Annotated in this window: 18 protein-coding genes; 10 read left to right on the top strand and 8 right to left on the bottom strand. The window is 39.9% G+C overall.

Annotated elements, in window-relative coordinates; translation table 11 throughout:
- The first annotated feature begins 10 nt into the window (after positions 1 to 10).
- From ACFFGV_RS15360 to ACFFGV_RS15325, 8 genes are all read left to right on the top strand, one after another.
- Complete coding sequence (locus ACFFGV_RS15360; RefSeq protein ID WP_377349596.1) at positions 11 to 910, top strand: hydroxymethylglutaryl-CoA lyase; 900 nt, start codon at positions 11 to 13, stop codon at positions 908 to 910.
- A 12-nt stretch (positions 911 to 922) separates the two neighbouring features.
- Positions 923 to 1,705 carry an enoyl-CoA hydratase gene (locus ACFFGV_RS15355; protein ID WP_377349594.1) on the top strand — a complete coding sequence of 261 codons (783 nt, stop codon included), beginning with the start codon at positions 923 to 925 and terminating at the stop codon, positions 1,703 to 1,705.
- An 18-nt stretch (positions 1,706 to 1,723) separates the two neighbouring features.
- Positions 1,724 to 3,259: an acyl-CoA carboxylase subunit beta gene (locus ACFFGV_RS15350; protein ID WP_377349592.1), complete on the top strand. Its 1,536-nt coding sequence runs from the start codon at positions 1,724 to 1,726 to the stop codon at positions 3,257 to 3,259.
- Between the two features lie 104 nt (positions 3,260 to 3,363).
- A complete protein-coding gene (locus ACFFGV_RS15345) occupies positions 3,364 to 4,791 on the top strand; it encodes a Mur ligase family protein (protein WP_377349590.1) in 1,428 nt (475 codons plus the stop codon).
- A gap of 241 nt (positions 4,792 to 5,032) precedes the next feature.
- On the top strand, positions 5,033 to 5,704 hold the full coding sequence (locus ACFFGV_RS15340) for a response regulator transcription factor (RefSeq protein ID WP_377349588.1): 672 nt from the start codon (positions 5,033 to 5,035) through the stop codon (positions 5,702 to 5,704).
- The gene (locus tag ACFFGV_RS15335; protein ID WP_377349586.1) at positions 5,674 to 7,113 is read left to right on the top strand and encodes a sensor histidine kinase; all 1,440 of its coding nucleotides are present in this window, start codon (positions 5,674 to 5,676) and stop codon (positions 7,111 to 7,113) included. The genes ACFFGV_RS15340 and ACFFGV_RS15335 overlap by 31 nt, the downstream gene beginning before the upstream one ends.
- Positions 7,114 to 7,131: 18 nt before the next feature.
- Complete coding sequence (locus tag ACFFGV_RS15330) at positions 7,132 to 7,701, top strand: SCO family protein (RefSeq protein WP_377349584.1); 570 nt, start codon at positions 7,132 to 7,134, stop codon at positions 7,699 to 7,701.
- A gap of 28 nt (positions 7,702 to 7,729) precedes the next feature.
- Positions 7,730 to 8,545: a FixH family protein gene (locus tag ACFFGV_RS15325; protein WP_377349582.1), complete on the top strand. Its 816-nt coding sequence runs from the start codon at positions 7,730 to 7,732 to the stop codon at positions 8,543 to 8,545.
- Between the two features lie 47 nt (positions 8,546 to 8,592).
- On the opposite strand, the gene ACFFGV_RS15320 is transcribed toward ACFFGV_RS15325, so the two are convergent.
- Both ACFFGV_RS15320 and ACFFGV_RS15315 read right to left on the bottom strand, forming a co-directional pair.
- Positions 8,593 to 10,545, bottom strand: coding sequence for an AMP-binding protein (locus tag ACFFGV_RS15320; RefSeq protein ID WP_377349579.1), 1,953 nt, complete (start codon positions 10,543 to 10,545; stop codon positions 8,593 to 8,595).
- 158 nt (positions 10,546 to 10,703) lie between these two features.
- On the bottom strand, positions 10,704 to 11,084 hold the full coding sequence (locus ACFFGV_RS15315) for a PadR family transcriptional regulator (protein ID WP_377349577.1): 381 nt from the start codon (positions 11,082 to 11,084) through the stop codon (positions 10,704 to 10,706).
- Positions 11,085 to 11,560: 476 nt separating this feature from the next.
- Between ACFFGV_RS15315 and ACFFGV_RS15310 the strand changes: the two genes are divergently transcribed.
- Both ACFFGV_RS15310 and ACFFGV_RS15305 read left to right on the top strand, forming a co-directional pair.
- Positions 11,561 to 12,691 carry a glycosyltransferase family 4 protein gene (locus tag ACFFGV_RS15310; RefSeq protein WP_377349574.1) on the top strand — a complete coding sequence of 377 codons (1,131 nt, stop codon included), beginning with the start codon at positions 11,561 to 11,563 and terminating at the stop codon, positions 12,689 to 12,691.
- Between the two features lie 98 nt (positions 12,692 to 12,789).
- A complete protein-coding gene (locus tag ACFFGV_RS15305; protein ID WP_377349572.1) occupies positions 12,790 to 13,572 on the top strand; it encodes a multinuclear nonheme iron-dependent oxidase in 783 nt (260 codons plus the stop codon).
- Between the two features lie 990 nt (positions 13,573 to 14,562).
- Here the strand turns inward: ACFFGV_RS15305 and ACFFGV_RS15300 are convergent.
- From ACFFGV_RS15300 to ACFFGV_RS15280, 6 genes are all read right to left on the bottom strand, one after another.
- Positions 14,563 to 15,198, bottom strand: a complete 636-nt coding sequence (locus ACFFGV_RS15300) for a hypothetical protein (protein WP_377349569.1) — start codon at positions 15,196 to 15,198, stop codon at positions 14,563 to 14,565.
- Between the two features lie 157 nt (positions 15,199 to 15,355).
- Positions 15,356 to 15,547 (bottom strand): hypothetical protein, encoded by a 192-nt coding sequence (locus ACFFGV_RS15295; protein WP_377349567.1) that lies wholly within the window; start codon positions 15,545 to 15,547, stop codon positions 15,356 to 15,358.
- A gap of 100 nt (positions 15,548 to 15,647) precedes the next feature.
- Positions 15,648 to 15,791, bottom strand: a complete 144-nt coding sequence (locus ACFFGV_RS15290) for a hypothetical protein (RefSeq protein ID WP_377349564.1) — start codon at positions 15,789 to 15,791, stop codon at positions 15,648 to 15,650.
- Between the two features lie 197 nt (positions 15,792 to 15,988).
- Complete coding sequence (locus tag ACFFGV_RS20885; protein WP_512700589.1) at positions 15,989 to 16,171, bottom strand: glycine zipper domain-containing protein; 183 nt, start codon at positions 16,169 to 16,171, stop codon at positions 15,989 to 15,991.
- Between the two features lie 125 nt (positions 16,172 to 16,296).
- A complete protein-coding gene (locus ACFFGV_RS15285) occupies positions 16,297 to 16,476 on the bottom strand; it encodes a hypothetical protein (protein WP_377349562.1) in 180 nt (59 codons plus the stop codon).
- Between the two features lie 223 nt (positions 16,477 to 16,699).
- Entirely contained in the window at positions 16,700 to 17,242 is a 543-nt protein-coding gene (locus ACFFGV_RS15280) for a DUF4269 domain-containing protein (protein ID WP_377349560.1), read from the bottom strand.
- Positions 17,243 to 17,315: the final 73 nt, after the last annotated feature.

Raw genomic sequence — 17,315 nt, 5'->3', positions numbered from 1 at the left:
AGGACTAGATATGCACATTCCAAAGCAGGTGACCGTTAAGGAAGTTGGTCCAAGGGATGGACTGCAAAATGAAAAAGAGTTAATTGCAACCGAGGACAAGGTAGAGTGGATTAATCAGTTATCGGACACTGGCCTCTCGTATATTGAGATTAGCTCTTTCGTTCATCCAAAATGGATTCCTCAGCTTGGTGATGCACTCGATGTAGCAAAGCAAATCAAACGCCAGAAGGATATAACCTATGCGGCCCTTGTGCCAAATGCCAAAGGGTTAGAACGCGCGTTAGAAGCAGACGTGGATGAGATTTCAATTTTCATGTCTGCTTCTGAGACGCATAATAAAAAAAATATTAATAAAACCATAGAAGAAACGTTTCCGGTTCTAGAAGAGGTAGTAAAAGGCGGGCGACAGGAAGGTAAATCGGTCAGAGCGTATATCTCTACCGTATTTGGCTGTCCCTATGAAGGACATATCCCAATAGATAACACGCTAAGAATTTGCGAGCGCTTGTTTGAAATGGGAATTTATGAGCTTTCTATAGGAGATACCATCGGTGTTGCAAATCCGCTTCAGGTGGAGCGAGTTCTCACACGCATGAAGGATACATTCGAGCACGATAGCTTAGCATTGCACTTTCATGATACTAGAGGAACGGCATTGGCAAATGTTCTGACAGCGCTTCAACTTGGCTTTACAACATTTGATAGCGCTTTAGGTGGATTAGGGGGATGTCCTTATGCACAAGGAGCGACAGGGAATTTAGCAACGGATGATCTCCTTTATATGCTAGATGGTATGGAGATTGAAACAGGAATCCATAAAGATAAGCTATATCATGCAGCATCCTTTATCCAAAGCAAAATGGATAAATCATTACCGAGTCATCAAATGCAAATTGGTGATTCAATATAAGGAGGAACAATCATGTCAACTACAGTCCAACTGGAAGTAAAAGACGATCATATTGCTCTCATTACGTTACAGCGTCCAGAAGCTGCAAATGCCTTCTCCCATCAACTAATGGATGATCTCCACCTTGTAGTCGAGGAATTAGAGAAAAAAGATGACATACGCTGTGTTATTATTACTGGTTCTGGGGACAAAGCGTTTTGTGCGGGTGCAGATTTAAAAGAACGAGCAACAATGAATCAGCAACAAGTAGTGCAAGCAGTACATAGAATTGGTGAAACTGTAAATCTAATGGAAAATGTACCTGTTCCGGTTATTGCTGCTATTAATGGGGCGGCTTTTGGCGGAGGCTTGGAGCTAGCGCTCGGCTGTGATATTCGATATGCATCGGAGACAGCAAAGATGGGGTTAACAGAAACCTCATTAGGTATTATCCCTGGTGCAGGCGGAACGCAGCGTTTACCTAGATTAATAGGGCTTGGTCGTGCGAAGGAGCTTATATTCAGCGCTAGAAGAGTAAATGCAGATGAAGCCTATGATATTGGTTTAGTTGAAAAGGTAGTACCGCAGGAGCTGTTACTGGAAGAAGTAATGCAGCTGGCTGAACGCATCGCAGCTAACGCCCCACTATCTCTAAAGCAAGCAAAAACAGCAATTCAAAAAGGGCAAGACGTAGGGTTAACAACAGGGCTTGATATGGAATGGATGTGTTATCAGGTAACCATTCCAACCGAAGATCGTTTAGAGGGACTGCAAGCATTTAAGGAAAAACGGAAACCTATCTATCAGGGAAAATAATTGAGGGGGGCTGCTAACATGGATACGAAGCTCGAGCAATCGTTTCAAGAAAAGGTCGATCAAGTCAAAAAAGGTGGTGGTGAAAAGTACCATCAGAAGAATACCGAAAAAGGGAAGATGTTCGTTCGAGAACGTCTGGAGATGCTATTTGACGATGATTTAGAAATAGAGGATGCTTTTTTTGCTAATTTCAATGCGGGTAATTTACCAGCAGATGGAGTAGTAACGGGTATTGGGAAAATTAACGGTCAACAAGTATGCGTCATGGCCAATGACTCTACTGTCAAAGCAGGGTCGTGGGGTGCCAAGACAGTAGAGAAAATTATCCGCATTCAAGAGACAGCAGAGAAGTTAGAGCTGCCGATGCTCTATTTGGTAGATTCAGCTGGAGCTAGAATTACCGATCAGGTTGAAATGTTCCCTGGTCGACGTGGCGCGGGTCGTATTTTCTATAATCAGGTGAAATTATCTGGAAGGGTACCGCAAATCTGTCTATTATTCGGCCCATCTGCTGCGGGCGGTGCTTATATCCCTGCATTTTGTGATATTGTAGTAATGGTAGAGGGAAATGCTTCTATGTACTTAGGGTCACCGAGAATGGCCGAGAAAGTCATCGGGGAGAAGGTATCCCTTGAAGAGATGGGCGGAGCAATGATGCACTGCTCAGAGTCTGGCTGCGGTGATGTACTAGCTAAATCTGAACAAGAAGCGATAGCATATGCAAGACAGTATCTTGCTTATTTTCCTGCCAATTTCCGAGAAAAACCGCCGGAAAAGAGCCCTCTTCCTATTAAAGAAAGTGTTACAAGTATAGAAGCGCTAATACCAGAAAATCAAAACGCTCCGTTTGATATGTATCAATTCATTGATCATCTCATAGACGAGGATTCTTTTTGTGAAGTGAAAAGGCTCTTTGCACGGGAACTAATAACGGGATTGGCTCGCATAAATGGGAAGACAGTAGGTATTATCGCCAATCAGCCTCGAATGAAAGGCGGGGTGCTCTTCCACGATTCAGCTGATAAGGCAGCTAAGTTTATTAATCTATGTGATGCCTATCATATTCCATTGCTCTTTCTTGCCGACATCCCAGGATTTATGATTGGTACACGAGTAGAGAAGGCTGGTATTATTCGCCATGGAGCGAAGATGATTTCAGCCATGAGTGAAGCTACCGTACCGAAAATCTCTGTCATCGTTCGAAAGGCATATGGAGCAGGTTTATACGCAATGGCAGGTCCTGCATTTGAACCAGATTGCTGCCTTGCTCTTCCGAGTGCCCAAATAGCAGTAATGGGACCAGAGGCTGCTGTAAATGCAGTGTATGCCAATAAAATTGCTGAACTAACAGAAGAAGAACGTCCTGCGTTTATTAAAGAGAAGCAGGAAGAATATAAAGAGAATATTGATATTTATCGATTGGCATCTGAAATGGTTGTGGACGAGATTATTACGCCAAATCGACTGCGAGATGAGCTGATAACAAGATTTGAAGCGTATGAAACGAAGCAGGTTACCTTTACAGAACGGAAGCATGGGGTATATCCTGTGTAAGGAAACATAAACCCTCGGGCATTTCAGTCGAGGGTTTTGCCCTTGTTATACGCTAATGCTGGTAGATTAGAACAAGAGGGATTATAAGGGAAGGTGTTATACACATGTATGTAAAGGAAGCAATAGCAGCTATTGATTATGAATTAGTACAAGGATCCGTTGATACGTATATTGAAAGCATTTCCTGTCATGCTAAACATATTGACCAAGACTCCCTCTTTGTATGTATGCAGGGGATTAGAGCAGATGGGCACGATTATATTGCCCAGGCAGTCATGAAGGGCGCCTCAGCTATTATGGTGGAGCGTAAGGTAGCGCTTGAATTTATTCCTTCTGACTGTACCGTTCTGCAGGTAAAGGATGCACGAGCCGTCCTTCCTGCCATAGCAAGTGCTTTTTATGAAGGTCCATCGAAATCATTTCATCTATATGGGATTGCAGGAACACACGGCATTTCACCTGTCGCTCATTTTCTGTCTCTTATACTAGAGAGCCAGGAGAAGCGGCATGGGCATATAGGGACGATACAACCGATGGAGCAGAAACAAAAACGACACATCCGTTTCCCGTTTTCCACTCCTGAGGCATCAGATCTTCAGCATACCTTTCATCAAATGAAGAAAGAAGCCATAACCGACGTCATTATGGACATTAGTACTCTAGAACATACTTATCACCGAGTTGATGGATGTTCGTTTGACACGATTCTGTACATGGGAAGCTCTTTTGATACCAATTGGAGTGAAAGCGAGATAGAACACTACACCAATAAAATGAGTCAACTGTTGTCTGAGAACAATCAAATTATCGTAAATCATGCCGCAGTATCTAATGATCCATTGATAGACAGAGAAGCCCCTTGTATAACGTTTGGTACCGATTCGGATGCAGATTATTATGCTAGTAATGTGCAAAACGATGGTGATTATATTACTTTTACGTTTCACGGAGCTGGTATAGAGGAAGGTTTTACCATCCCAACTGGTGGTGATGAGTCCGTATTATATGCGACCGCTGCAGTTACTATTGCATTACAGAATGGCGTGGAAATCGATCTGATTCGTGATTCCCTATATAATGCACGGACGTTTCACCCAACGGAACGCATGATTACAGAGGAAGGGTATTCGCTGCTTGTGGAGAATACTCATTCCCTTGAAGAACTGGAGAAGCTGATGTTTAATGTACGAGCAAATACACCAGGTAAGATTATTACCGTGATGGATGTCGAGATTGATGAGCATCACGTAATGCGCAATGAAATAAATGGCCCGATTACGGATTTGAGCGATTACTTAATCTTAACAACGAATCCATCCAGTTCGGTTCATTATGCTTCCATCGTCCAACGGATAGAAGAGGTCATTATGGAAGCGGATTATGAAATTATGGAAAATCGAGACCATGCCATCGAAAGAGGTATGCTCGTTGCAGAAGAAGGGGATACTATCTTTATCACTTCCAGACATCATCAACAAGAGATTATGGAAAAATGGCTAGGGGAAGCAGATCGACCCTCCCTATCAACGTAAAGCTCTTTCATTAGACCACAGGCAAGGTTGTGCCTGTGGTTTTCCTATGAGAAGAGACACTATTTGTTGCGGAAGATTTCGCAAAGATTTCAAATTTGTTTAGTACACTTGTGGTAACACTTCGGTAAGATGAAGAGTGTACCCTTATCCTTGGTAAATGAATGCGCTTCATAAGGTTGTTATACTTAGAGAGAGCATTCCATAGAAAGAATGAATTCGGAGTAAGGAGGTGGGCAGCTCCATGCGAGATAGAATATTGATAGCGGATGATGAACAGGATATGATACATCTCGTAAAGTCCTATTTAGAGGATCATTATGAAGTGTACACAGCATTAGACGGTGCTGAGGCATTGTACATCGTGGAACATCATTCCGTCGACCTTGTATTATTAGATATCATGATGCCCAATATGGATGGTATAACAGCGTGTAAGAAAATAAGAAAAATATCTGAGGTTCCAATACTGATGCTTACAGCCAAAAGTGACGAATATGACCGGGTTATGGGATTACAAAGCGGAGCGGATGACTATATCGTGAAACCGTTCAGCCCAAAGGAACTGGTAGCAAGAATTGAAGCTTCACTGCGGAGAGCAAAAGGGTTCGCTACAGAGGAGAGCTCTGTGTATCAGTTCCAAGAAATCACGCTCGACAGGAATAGCCATGTCGTCAAGGTGGCAGGAAACAGCATTTCGTTAACGAGGAAGGAATTTCAACTTCTGTCGCTCTTTCTACAGAACCAGGATATAGTATTTACGCGAGAGCAGCTGCTAGATAAAGTATGGGGGTTAGAGTCAAGCGGAACTATTCGCACGGTAGACACCCATATTAAAACGCTGCGGATCAAATTACATACGGCTGGCAGATACATAAAGACAGTATGGGGAGTTGGCTACAAATTCGAATCATAGAACGTATACGAGGTGTTGGAATCCGTAAACGAATCTGGCTGACTATCTCGATTATTTCTTTTGGCACAATTATGACGGCTATCGGGCTTACGTATTTTCTTTATGAGAACTTTTACGTAGATAATCAAAAAGAATCCCTACTCCATCAAGGAGAAAACCTGGTGGAGGAGTATTATGCCAGTCATGGAGCAGATGCCTTTGAGGCAAGACTACGATGGACTAATGCGAATACAAAGGCTGAAACAATTCATCTAAAGGATCCGAGACAGTTAAACGAAGATTTGCCCTTCCAAGTAAACGGCACATCCTTCATTTCTAAACAACAATTAGAACAGCTACAAACCAATCAAACCGTTACCATTATTAAAGCGCACCCAGCATTGGACCAGGATATTCTCGCCATTATTCATCCATTAATGGAGGAGGGGGTCTTAACGGGGGCTATTTTTTCCTATTTGCCTCTCGAGCAAGTATATGCTCCCTTTGAGTCTATTCGGGTAATCATTATGGGCATATTGCTTACCTTAATTATTCTTGTAGTGTGGATAGGAAAAAGCATGACGGACCGACTGCTGCATCCGCTTAAAACGATGGAGGCTATATCGGAACAAATGGCAAGAGGGGATTTCAGCAAACGTATTACATTAAAAGGGAAAGATGAAATTGGCTCCCTTGCTCAATCCTTTAATACGTTATCTTCTTCTCTTCAAGAAGTAGAGAACAAGCGCAGAGAGTTTTTACAAAATGTATCTCATGAATTAAGGACTCCACTCAGTTATGTGCATGGGTACACGGAAGCATTGCTGGATCAAAAAGTAAGGGATGAAGAAGAGCGGGAGAGATACGTTACCATTATCCATCAGGAGGTTCAAAGGATGAATCGACTCGTCAACGATTTACTTGACCTAGCTCAGCTGGAGGGAGAATCCTATCCTATGCAGCAGGCTCCTATTCCTTTCGCGCAACTGGTACGTGATGTAGCGGAACGCTTCCAGCTAAGAGCAAGCAAGGAGCATAAACGATTAACTCTTACTGTAGATGACGAAATTATTGTTAAAGGAGACAGTGACCGGCTGGATCAAGTAGTAAGCAATCTTCTTGATAACGCCTTTCATTATACAGGTGAAAACGGTACAATCGACATTGCGCTGCAAAGGAAAGAAGGGGAGGTCTCTCTTTCCATTTCAGATTCTGGAGAAGGTATCCCTCCAAAGGATGTTCATCGAATTATGGAGCGGTTTTATCGAGTAAACAAAGCAAGGACAAGATCAAACGGTGGCGTTGGACTAGGTCTTGCTATCGTTCAACAAATTGTCCAAAGACATAGTGGCACTATCCATATTGATTCCACACTGGGATTAGGAACAACATTGGAAGTTATCTTGCCTCTTTATCTACTAGAAGAATGACAGAAGGAGTGAGATAAGATGAGAAAGATGTACCTCTTGCTATTACCTGCCTTACTTATCGTACTTAGTGCATGTAATCAGAAGATTGAAGGAAATATGTCCGAAACGGTAGAACCATTCTCCTTTACGAACCAGGATAGAGAAACCGTTGAACTAGAGGATTTAGAAGGAGAATGGTGGGTCGCGGATTTTATCTTTACTAGCTGCGATACAGTTTGTCCCCCTATGACCAATAACATGTCCCAATTGCAGGAAATGACGAGTGAGAAAGATGTAGATGTTCAATTCATTTCGTTCACTGTAGATCCAGAACAGGATAATCCAGAAGCATTAAAGCAATTTGGGAATAAATTCGGGGCGGATTATGAGAACTGGTCCTTCTTAACTGGATACGAATTTGATGAAATTAAAACCTTTGGCTTGAAGTCCTTTAAGACACTAGTCGAAGATATACAGGATTCAAATCAAATGATGCATGGTACTAGCTTCTACTTAGTCAATCCAGAAGGGAAAGTCATAAAGAAATATAGCGGGGTGAAAAACGGAGAGTTAGAGCAAATCGTAGCGGATTTGCAGAAAGTATCGTAAATAACCAATGAAGAAGGGAACGAGTGGAATGAAACAATGGAAAATCGCAATGATATCAATGTTGATGATACTACTAGCGGCATGTGGTACAAATCAATCTGAGGGAGCAGACAATAGTACTGGGGAAGAGGACCTGAAGCCTATTAAAGTGTCTATCTCAACAAACCCTGCAGTGGAGGAGGTAACACCTGGTGAGGCTTTTACCATTCAATCTAAAGTGACACATGATGGAGAAAATGTGAATGATGCTGATGAAGTTCGTTTTGAGTTTTGGAAAGAAGGACAGTCCGAAGAAGAGCACCAAATGACCGAAGGCGAATTCACAGAGAACGGAGTATATACGATGGAAACAACGGTGGATGAAGCGGGCACGTATTACGTCATCTCACACGTTACAGCCCGGGGCATGCACAATATGCCACAACAGGAGTTAACCATAGGAGATAGTTCCTCCTCATCACAAGGTCATCATAATTCACATGAAGAAGAGGAAGCAACTCATGACCATGGCGATCACTCCTCTAATACCCATGAAGGAGAGGGGCATCACAATCACGATGTTATGGCCCACCTTATGCTAGAGGATCAGCAATCTGTCGGTGAGGAAGTATCAATCGTTGGTCATCTTAAGCAGCAGGAAGCGGCATTAGAAGGTGCAGATGTTCAATTTGAAATATGGAAAGAAGGCGCTGAGAAACACCAATACGTGGATGCTAAAGAGGGCAACAAAGGAGAGTACACCGCACCTTTTACATTTGAAGAAAAAGGGAACTACACGGTTAAACTACATTTTAGAAAAGGTGAAATGCACGACCATAAGGAAAAATCTATTACGGTAAAATAACGAGAAAGCTCCAGAACCTGTTAAAGGGAACTGGAGCTTTCTTGTCTTTATGGCAAAGAAGGCTGACCTAGTTTTCGAATAGTTTCGACTATTTCTGGATTCTCTAAAGCAGATAAATCGCCAGGGTCTTCATGTAGGTATGCTGTTTTAATAGCTCGTCGCATCACTTTCGCATTGCGCGTTTTCGGCAAATCCGGTACGACATACACATCGCTTGGTGCCATTGCCTTCCCTAACATTTGTGTGGCATGTTCTAGTATTTCTTTTTTTATTGCATCAGTCGCAGAAGTGGTACTTTTAAGCACGACGAATGCAACTGGTGTTTCTCCCTTTACCTCATGAGGGATGCCTATTACTCCTGCTTCCATCACAGCATCGTGCTCTACTAGGACGGATTCGATTTCAGCAGGACCGGTTCGTTTCCCGGCAACATTTAAGGTATCATCTGACCTGCCTGTTATCGTATAAAATCCCTCATCATCCTCGATTACCCAATCACCATGAACCCACGTATCCGGCCAACGATTCCAGTAGGTTCGTTCATAGCGATCATTATCCTTGTAAAAACCACGTGTCATGCCTACCCATGGCTTCAAGAGGACTAATTCCCCAACCTCATTCTTAACAGGATTTCCATCTTTGTCATATACGCCAACGTCCATTCCAGGAAGCGGAGCATTAAAGGTGACGGGACCAATAGGCTTAACTAACACATTCCCAAGCATTCCTCCAGATATTTCTGTTCCGCCAGAATAATTAAATATAGGAATCTGATATTTACCAACATCGCGAAACAACCACATCCACGGTTCTGGGTTAAAGGGCTCTCCTGTCGCACCAATGACTTTTAAGGACGACAAGTCGTGCTGCAGAGCCCATTCCTCCCCGTGAGACATTAGCGAGCGTATGAGGGTGGGGGATATGCCAAGATGACTAACGTTGTGCTTCTCTACAAGCTCCCAAATCCGGTTTGGTTTAGGATAATCTGGAGTGCCTTCAAACATAACGATGGTAGCACCATTGACCAGTCCTCCATATACCAGGAAAGGACCCATCATCCACCCCATATCCGTGTACCAAAATAATGTATCTCGTTTCTTGACGTCCATTCCAATTCCAGCGTCAAATGCAGATTTAATAGGAAATCCACTATGAGTGTGCAAAGCCCCTTTAGGAGTTCCTGTCGTACCGGAGGTATAAATAATCATAAACGGATCATCAGCGTTCATCTGCTCTGTCTTGTAATCGGTTTCATTTTTCAGCATATCATTCCAGCTTACTTCTCTATTATCAGAAGAAGGAACGGTTTCTTGAAGTCGATCGACTACAATCATTGTCTCAATGGAGGGACATTCTTTCATAGCTTGAAGAGCCTCTTCCTTCATTCTGTGCGTTTTACCTCTCCGATGAAAGCCATTTGCTGTAATAATCATTTTAGATTGCGCTGCCTTTACCCTTGTAGCTACTGCCTCTTCCTTATACCCAGAGAAAGCAGGAGAGAAGATGGCCCCAATTTTTGAGATGGCAAGCATGGCTATTAACGTTTCCGGAATCATCGGTAAGTATAGCGTTACAATATCACCCTTTTGTAAGCCTAAGGAATGTAGTCCATTTGCCGCTTTATTCACCTCAGCTGACAGCTCCTCGTAGGTGAATATTCTGTTCTCACCATCATCGCTTTCCCATATAAGTGCTTTTTCTTTAGCCATACCAGGATCCTTTATCCACTTTTCAAGGGCGAGGTGGGTTGCATTCAATTTTCCGTTCACAAACCAATCGGGATATTTGACTCCCTTAGAAAGATCTAGGGTTTGCTCATACCGTTTAAACCACTCGATGTCCAATTCTTTAACGGCCTTGTCCCAGAACCAATCAATGTGATCGACAGTTCTTTCTTGAAATGCATCATAATCTGTAAAACCGCATTTTGTCATCAAATGATACAGACGTGTTTGCTGCTTATATTCTTCGCTTGGAAACCAAACAGCATGTTGTGCCACCAAAAAACCTCCTCAAAGATACAAAATTCTGAATCTTTACACCTATTATTATATAACAACAAGTCAGGAACTTAAAAGGGGAAGGGGTGTTACGAATACTTAGATACAGAAAAACGAGCAAATAGGAAGACTTCCCCATTGCCCGTTTCATAAATGTATTATTGATAAATTTCATTCATTATCTTCTTTAAAATATCTAATTGTTCATCAAATAACAGCTTGTACCGTTTCTTTAACACCTCAAATTCCTCTGATCCTTTCTCCGTGACACGATACCAGTACACTTTCTGCCGTTTTTTTTCATGGGATTTATAATCTTCCTTCCTCATCAACAGCCCTTCATCTGTCATTTCATGAAGGGTATCAAGAAGAGTAGAGGGGGCAGGTCGCCAATTTCCAGTTAATTGAGCAAATTCTTCTTTAAAATGTTCACTTATCATGGACGGCTTTTTATGAAGCAAATGCAAGACATAGAACTTCGTAAACTGAGCAGCAGACATATTCAAAGCAAACTTTTTTGGATTATTTTTACTAGACACGCTCAACCCCACCTTTAGTAATGTTATAAATCATAGTAATGCATCCAAATTTTTCATTGTTTTCTAATTATATCATATATATACTTAGTAGTAACTCATAATGTAAAAAACAACACCAAACAATAATGAAAACAAAGTAATTGTTCTATGTACCATACGGCAAAATATGCTACAATGTTGGATGTTTACAAAGATTTCATCAACCTTACATATTCTTAATAAATATCAACAAAATTACTAATGATTTTTACCGACCATTATTGATATTATTAATATGAGATGAAGTACCCAGGTTGTTTCAACATCAACCAGGTCATGGTTCTAATGCGTTTGATTCCATTTTTATAGGGCTGAAGCACTTTTTATTGCTTCAGCCCTTCGTTTGGATTTTATATTAAAGGGTATTTCCATTAAGGATAGAACTATTTGAATAGAGAAATACTTAGTCATAATCGTTATATAAAGGAGTATGTAAAGTGAAGATTGCGATAATTACGGAAACATTCCTGCCTTCCACGGATGGCGTAGTAACGAGGCTGACAGAGGCAATTAAATATCTTCGTCAACAAAATCATGAAGTTGTTGTTATTGCACCTGACCTTGGCGTTACAGAGTTTGAGGGCTGTGTAGTAGAGGGGGTTAAGGCTACAAAGCTACCTTTTTACAGATATCGTCCTTTTGCCCTTCCAAATAAGAAGGTAAAAGATATATTAGAGAAACATCAGCCAGATTTAGTGCACGTCGTCAATCCGGCTTTATTAGGAGTGAGTGGAGTTAAGTATGCCAAGCAGTTGGAATTCCCAATGATTGCTTCTTACCATACCCACGTTCCAAAATATATGGATTATTATAAGCTATATCCATTCAAACCAGTATTATGGTGGTATTTTAAACGTCTTCATAATCAAGCTGACTTAAATCTATGTACATCTCAAGCTGTAAAGGGAGAGCTAGATAAACACGGATTTCACAATGTTCACGTTTGGAAACGCGGAGTTGCAATCGATCGGTACCATCCGAATTATTATAATGAAGATATGCGAAATCGTCTTTCTGGAGGAGAACCAGAGAAGAAATTACTTGTATTCGTGGGACGTCTTGCTCCTGAAAAAGAAATCCATAAACTAAAGCCTTTATTAGAGCAGCGAGATGATGTCCGCTTAGCGATTGTAGGAGATGGACCAGTAAGAGAGCAATTGGAGCATAAATTTGCTGGAACGAACACGATCTTCACTGGTTTTCTACACGGGGAAGAGCTCTCCCAGGCGTTTTCTTCTGCTGATGCGTTTATTTTCCCATCTATTACCGAAACATTAGGCTTAGTAATTCTGGAAGCGATGGCTTCAGGACTACCGGTTATTGCCGCTAAGAGTGGGCCTACTATGGAGCAGGTGGATGATGAACGAACAGGTCTGTTGTTTGAAAATGAAGATACACAAAGCCTGATTGACGCTGTTAGAAAGCTCGAACATGCGGACTTACATCAAACTATGAGAGAAAACGCGCGAGATGAAGCAGAAAAATTCAGCTGGACGAAGCCATCCGAGCAAATTTTAGAGATATATGAAGAAGTGCTTGGGATATCTCCCATGAAGCAAGCACAATGAAAAGCAGGAGAAAAGACTAAGCCTATGTAAGGTTTTAGTCTTTTTTTATTAATAACAAGCCAGTTAGTTAATGGAATAAGCATAAGGGGGAAGAGCAGTTGATTAAATTAGCGTGCAATTACTCAACAGAACTAATGGAACTAATTCAACTCGAGCAGGTCATCGTCGATTGGATCAAATTATCAAGATGGGACGTATATAATCAAGAAGTACAACATGCAAGACCCATTCGCCCTGTTCTATTACATACATTACCAACTGCAGCACAGGCTGATTTACCTGAGCTCAATTGGAATCGCATTAATGAAGCACTACAAGAATGTAAATCCCCGCACATAGCCATTCATTTAACAGGTAGACATCGTTTTTGGCCTGAGCAAGAACCAAATCGGGTGCAATTAAAAGAACGTTTGATGAAAGGAATCTCTTATTGTAAAGAACAATTAGACGTTGAATTATTAATTGAAAACATCCCATATTACCAAAATAGTGATGTGTATCGCACAGTAACAGATCCAGAATTTATTACAGAGCTTTGTGAAGAGGCTGACGTTGGTCTGCTGCTCGATACAGCCCATGCAAGAATAGCAGCATGGCATAGAGGCGAATCCGCCTATGACTACATTGACAAGCTGCCTTTAGAAAGAGTACAGGAAATACACGTATGCGGACCGGAGTATAACGAGGAAGAAGGATTAGTCGACAGACATCTCGAAATGTCAGAGCAAGACTACCAGCTGTTAGCCTACACACTCGAGAAAACCTCACCACAGTTTTTAACACTAGAGTATGGTGGCACTGGCAGCAAAATGGAATGGCGTACGGATAAAGAAACAATAAAAAGACAGCTACAGCGACTAGTGAAGCTTTTGGATAGTTAAGGAGTGGAACAAGTGTTCTTGTAAAGGGGAAAGGGTTAACAGTAGGCGTTAACATATAAAAAATGAAGTTGAGAAATACGTAGTATTAATAAACGAATCATAACATTATGTTATGTACGAATGGATGCTAAACATTCTTGGCTGTGTTAGGTGCTAATAGATTATTCTAGAGAATCTATACTATTATAAAAAAGGATACACATGGTTCATTTGAATACATGAATAACCAAGGAAAATACTAAGCAAGAAATAATTAGCAGCAATGGATCAAGAAAGTTCTATCATATCTCAATATCACAAGTATACTTAGGTATTGAGATATGATGGGTTGTTTTTGAATGACTTCCTATAATATATATTATGTAAACTAGAAAATGAAATCGAATATATAGGATCTAATATTAGTTTCTTAATCCTGTTTCTTCTTCCATTACTCTTTCTCTTAAAACTGCATGTTGAGTGGATTCTCCAGGTCCCCTTTGGGATTTGAATCCCTGCTTTAGCAATAGGATGTCGAAATACTAATACCTGTGTCATACCTTCTTTTTGCCTTGTTACGTATCCATTATGCTTTTTTAATAGGTGTCACTTTTTATCTCTCCTCTCAGAAGCTACCAAACCATTTTCATAAAAAAAGCTGCGATAGTGAAAAAAACAACAGTTTATACTGAACAATCGCCCCGTTTCTTTAAGACCTGATTTAGAGATTTCATTGGAAGGCTTTAACTTCCCCCCTTATTTAAACAACACATCTCAATAATGTATCTTGTTGTTTTTCTTGCATAGTTCATTTGCGACACAAGGTGACCAATTTGTGGAGTAAATCCTTTTAATGGCTCTATTTTTACTTCCAATTGTAACAATTCCTTTCCTAGTAGATAATTTCTAGCAAAAGATAACTAATACTTGATTAATTTAACTATTGCCCCCGCTTCTGTAGAACTTAGCTTCAAGATGACTCAATGCTGTGTCATATAAAAGGCTCTTAAATCACCTCAACGGGTACACTAACTGAATGCCATCAATTTTCTTTAGTGATTGTTTATACCAATAATTATGATCGGCACCATGAATACAAAGAATTCTCTTATCTGGATACTCTTTAATTGTATTCTTTACCCTAGCAAGCATAATATAGTGCCTGGAGTTCCAGACGATATTCTGAACATCAGGATTAATAGTCTGAAGCCACGTGTACATCTCGTTAGTAATAATGTCATATTCAGGTGAGTTCAAAGGGATATTACCGTTATTCCAAGTAGAAAGTTGCTTATCATTCCATTTGCTTAATTCATTTTCTAACCTTTTCCTAGTTTCGTAATCGAACTTATCAAACGGTTCTTCTTCAAAGACATCCTCTTCAAACCAATTTATTGGGACGAATTCACAGCCCCGCTCTTCACATAATGGGTAAATCAAATTAGGATATTCATTTTGCGTTTCTCCTAAGATTCCAAAGGGCTCGCCTTCATTTAAATAAAGTTTCCAACTTTCCGGATGTACTTCTCCGCAAATCACATCAGGATTAAATTCTTTAATTAACTCCTCGACCAGAGATAAGGGGTAATTATACTTCTTCTGCAATTCTTTATCATGTGTCATTCCTAAGATACCTACTACTACCAACACAAACACTCCCAGGTTATAGTTGTTTTCAAAACACTCATAATTCCAAAAAAATAAGTCTTCTCAATTATTAATCTTCTTAACAATAAAAGAACCTATATTTTTATAGATAAGCCCGCGTTACTTGAAGACTTGAGATCGAGATAATATAAAGGTTTTATCGATCGTTATCTTTTAAAGCAAAACCTAAGGGGAACAATTGGGATACAAGTCCACACATCCATCCAACTAGTATTGAGTACTCAAAATATTGCTTAAAACCTATTCCACCTGCAATAAAAGCAGCCCCCAGTATAGCAAAAACGACTGCTACCTTTTGATATTTATTAATAATCTTCCTCCAATTCATTAGTTTCGTTCAAAATTATTAAAATAACGCGGACAATAAACTTATTCCCCCTTAGCTATAAATTCTTCAGAAGCTTATATGCATTAACTAATTTGACCCTTTATAAGGAGGATCCCTCAACTTCTCCTAATGTTGTATCTTTATAAAGCTCATGTACATGAATTAATTCGACACCTTTATGAGCACCTGCTGTACCTTGAACTTCAACCTCTCCAAATGCCTTAACTTCAATTTCTATTTTCAAATTCTTCATCTCCTCTAAACCATTTAGGAATTGAATTCTAAAATGTCTCACTACTTGTTTTGTTAGTACAAAGAGCTATAGCCACTGTTCAACTATCGCCCCCCGTTTATGTAAGACTGGGCTTCGAGATATCTAACTGTTCATTTACTTTATCAACTTTTAAATCAAGAATAGATGAGTTAGATTTTTCAATCTTTTTAAGCTGTATTTGTATCAATTGCTGTTCCAACTGTTATTCCAAGAACTAAACCTATACCAGCTCCTATTGCTAGATCATCAAATATAGTTAATCCTACCAACGCTCCTAAAGGTAACCCTATACCAATTCCAACTGCTAGATAAGTATCTTCTGTTTTTTTTAATTTTTGCCCATCTTTTATATTCTCCTCTAATATCTTTAATTACATTTATTCTTACACAATCTTGCTCAGTCAGTTTATAAGCTGTCCTCATGCTTTAGTAATTAGCGATGGTCCTCACTAAAGCATTACCCCCATTAATGGATTTACAACAGGCTTTGAATAAGCACAATGGATATAAATAAAGTAGATAAAGAACCAACAGACAGTAATGTTATCATCTTCCCCCGGCTTATTTCATTTGAAGACTTTGCAGCTTCTTTAGACACCATCACCCATATAGCCATAGATACTATAACTAAGAAAAATATAAATACTTGAGACATATATCACACCACCTTTATAGATATATTACGAACAAGACACTATCAAGTTTCAAAATTATCCATATGTAGCAATTACCTTAAATCTCGTCCTTCAACAAATCTGTCCAAAACATTAAAAAGGAGCCAATTCTTCATTGAAAGAATCGCTCCCTTTACTGAAAGACTCGAATTTGAGGAATCTTAACTCTATATCTTATATTAGCCCTCAATCACCTATAAAATTTTAGTATTCCAGCTTTATAATTCTTTCTTTAATCCCATATTGAATTAAAGCTTCATAAGGGTCCCCAGCAATACCTAATAGCTTACAGAACGCTGGTTCAGTCTTATATCCCTGTTTCTTAAGTTCAATAACTTTTTCTCTAAGCGTTGGATTATCTTTTAATAGTTCATATTCAATAATCATATGCAAATAGGCGTTCTGAAAATAAGTGGATTGGTCTTGGCCAAATAACTCTAAATCAAAGTTGTGAGACGAAAAATTTGCCTTAACAACCTCACGACCTCTTATGGTTGTTCTTTTCATGGTAAAGCCTGGCTTATTACCGTAGAGATTGTCTAGCTTTTTTTCAAAGAATGTTAAATTTTTTACATCCATAACTATATCTAAATCTGAATTATCCAAATCAATGCCAATGGGAATAGTTCCACAAAGCACAGGATTATATATACTCAATTCGTCATATATACAGAGTTCTTTTATAGTTGTATAAGCATCTCTTTGCTTTTTATTACCTATTTTCATCCTCTCGAAAAGATCAAACAACTTATCACCCCTTAAGAATGTACATGTACTCTAGAATATATTATTGAGATATAAGGGCTGGATCTATATCTTG

It is taken from the genome of Pontibacillus salicampi (assembly GCF_042434395.1).
Classification (GTDB): domain Bacteria; phylum Bacillota; class Bacilli; order Bacillales; family BH030062; genus Pontibacillus; species Pontibacillus salicampi.
This window is presented reverse-complemented; position numbering and strand designations above follow the sequence as displayed.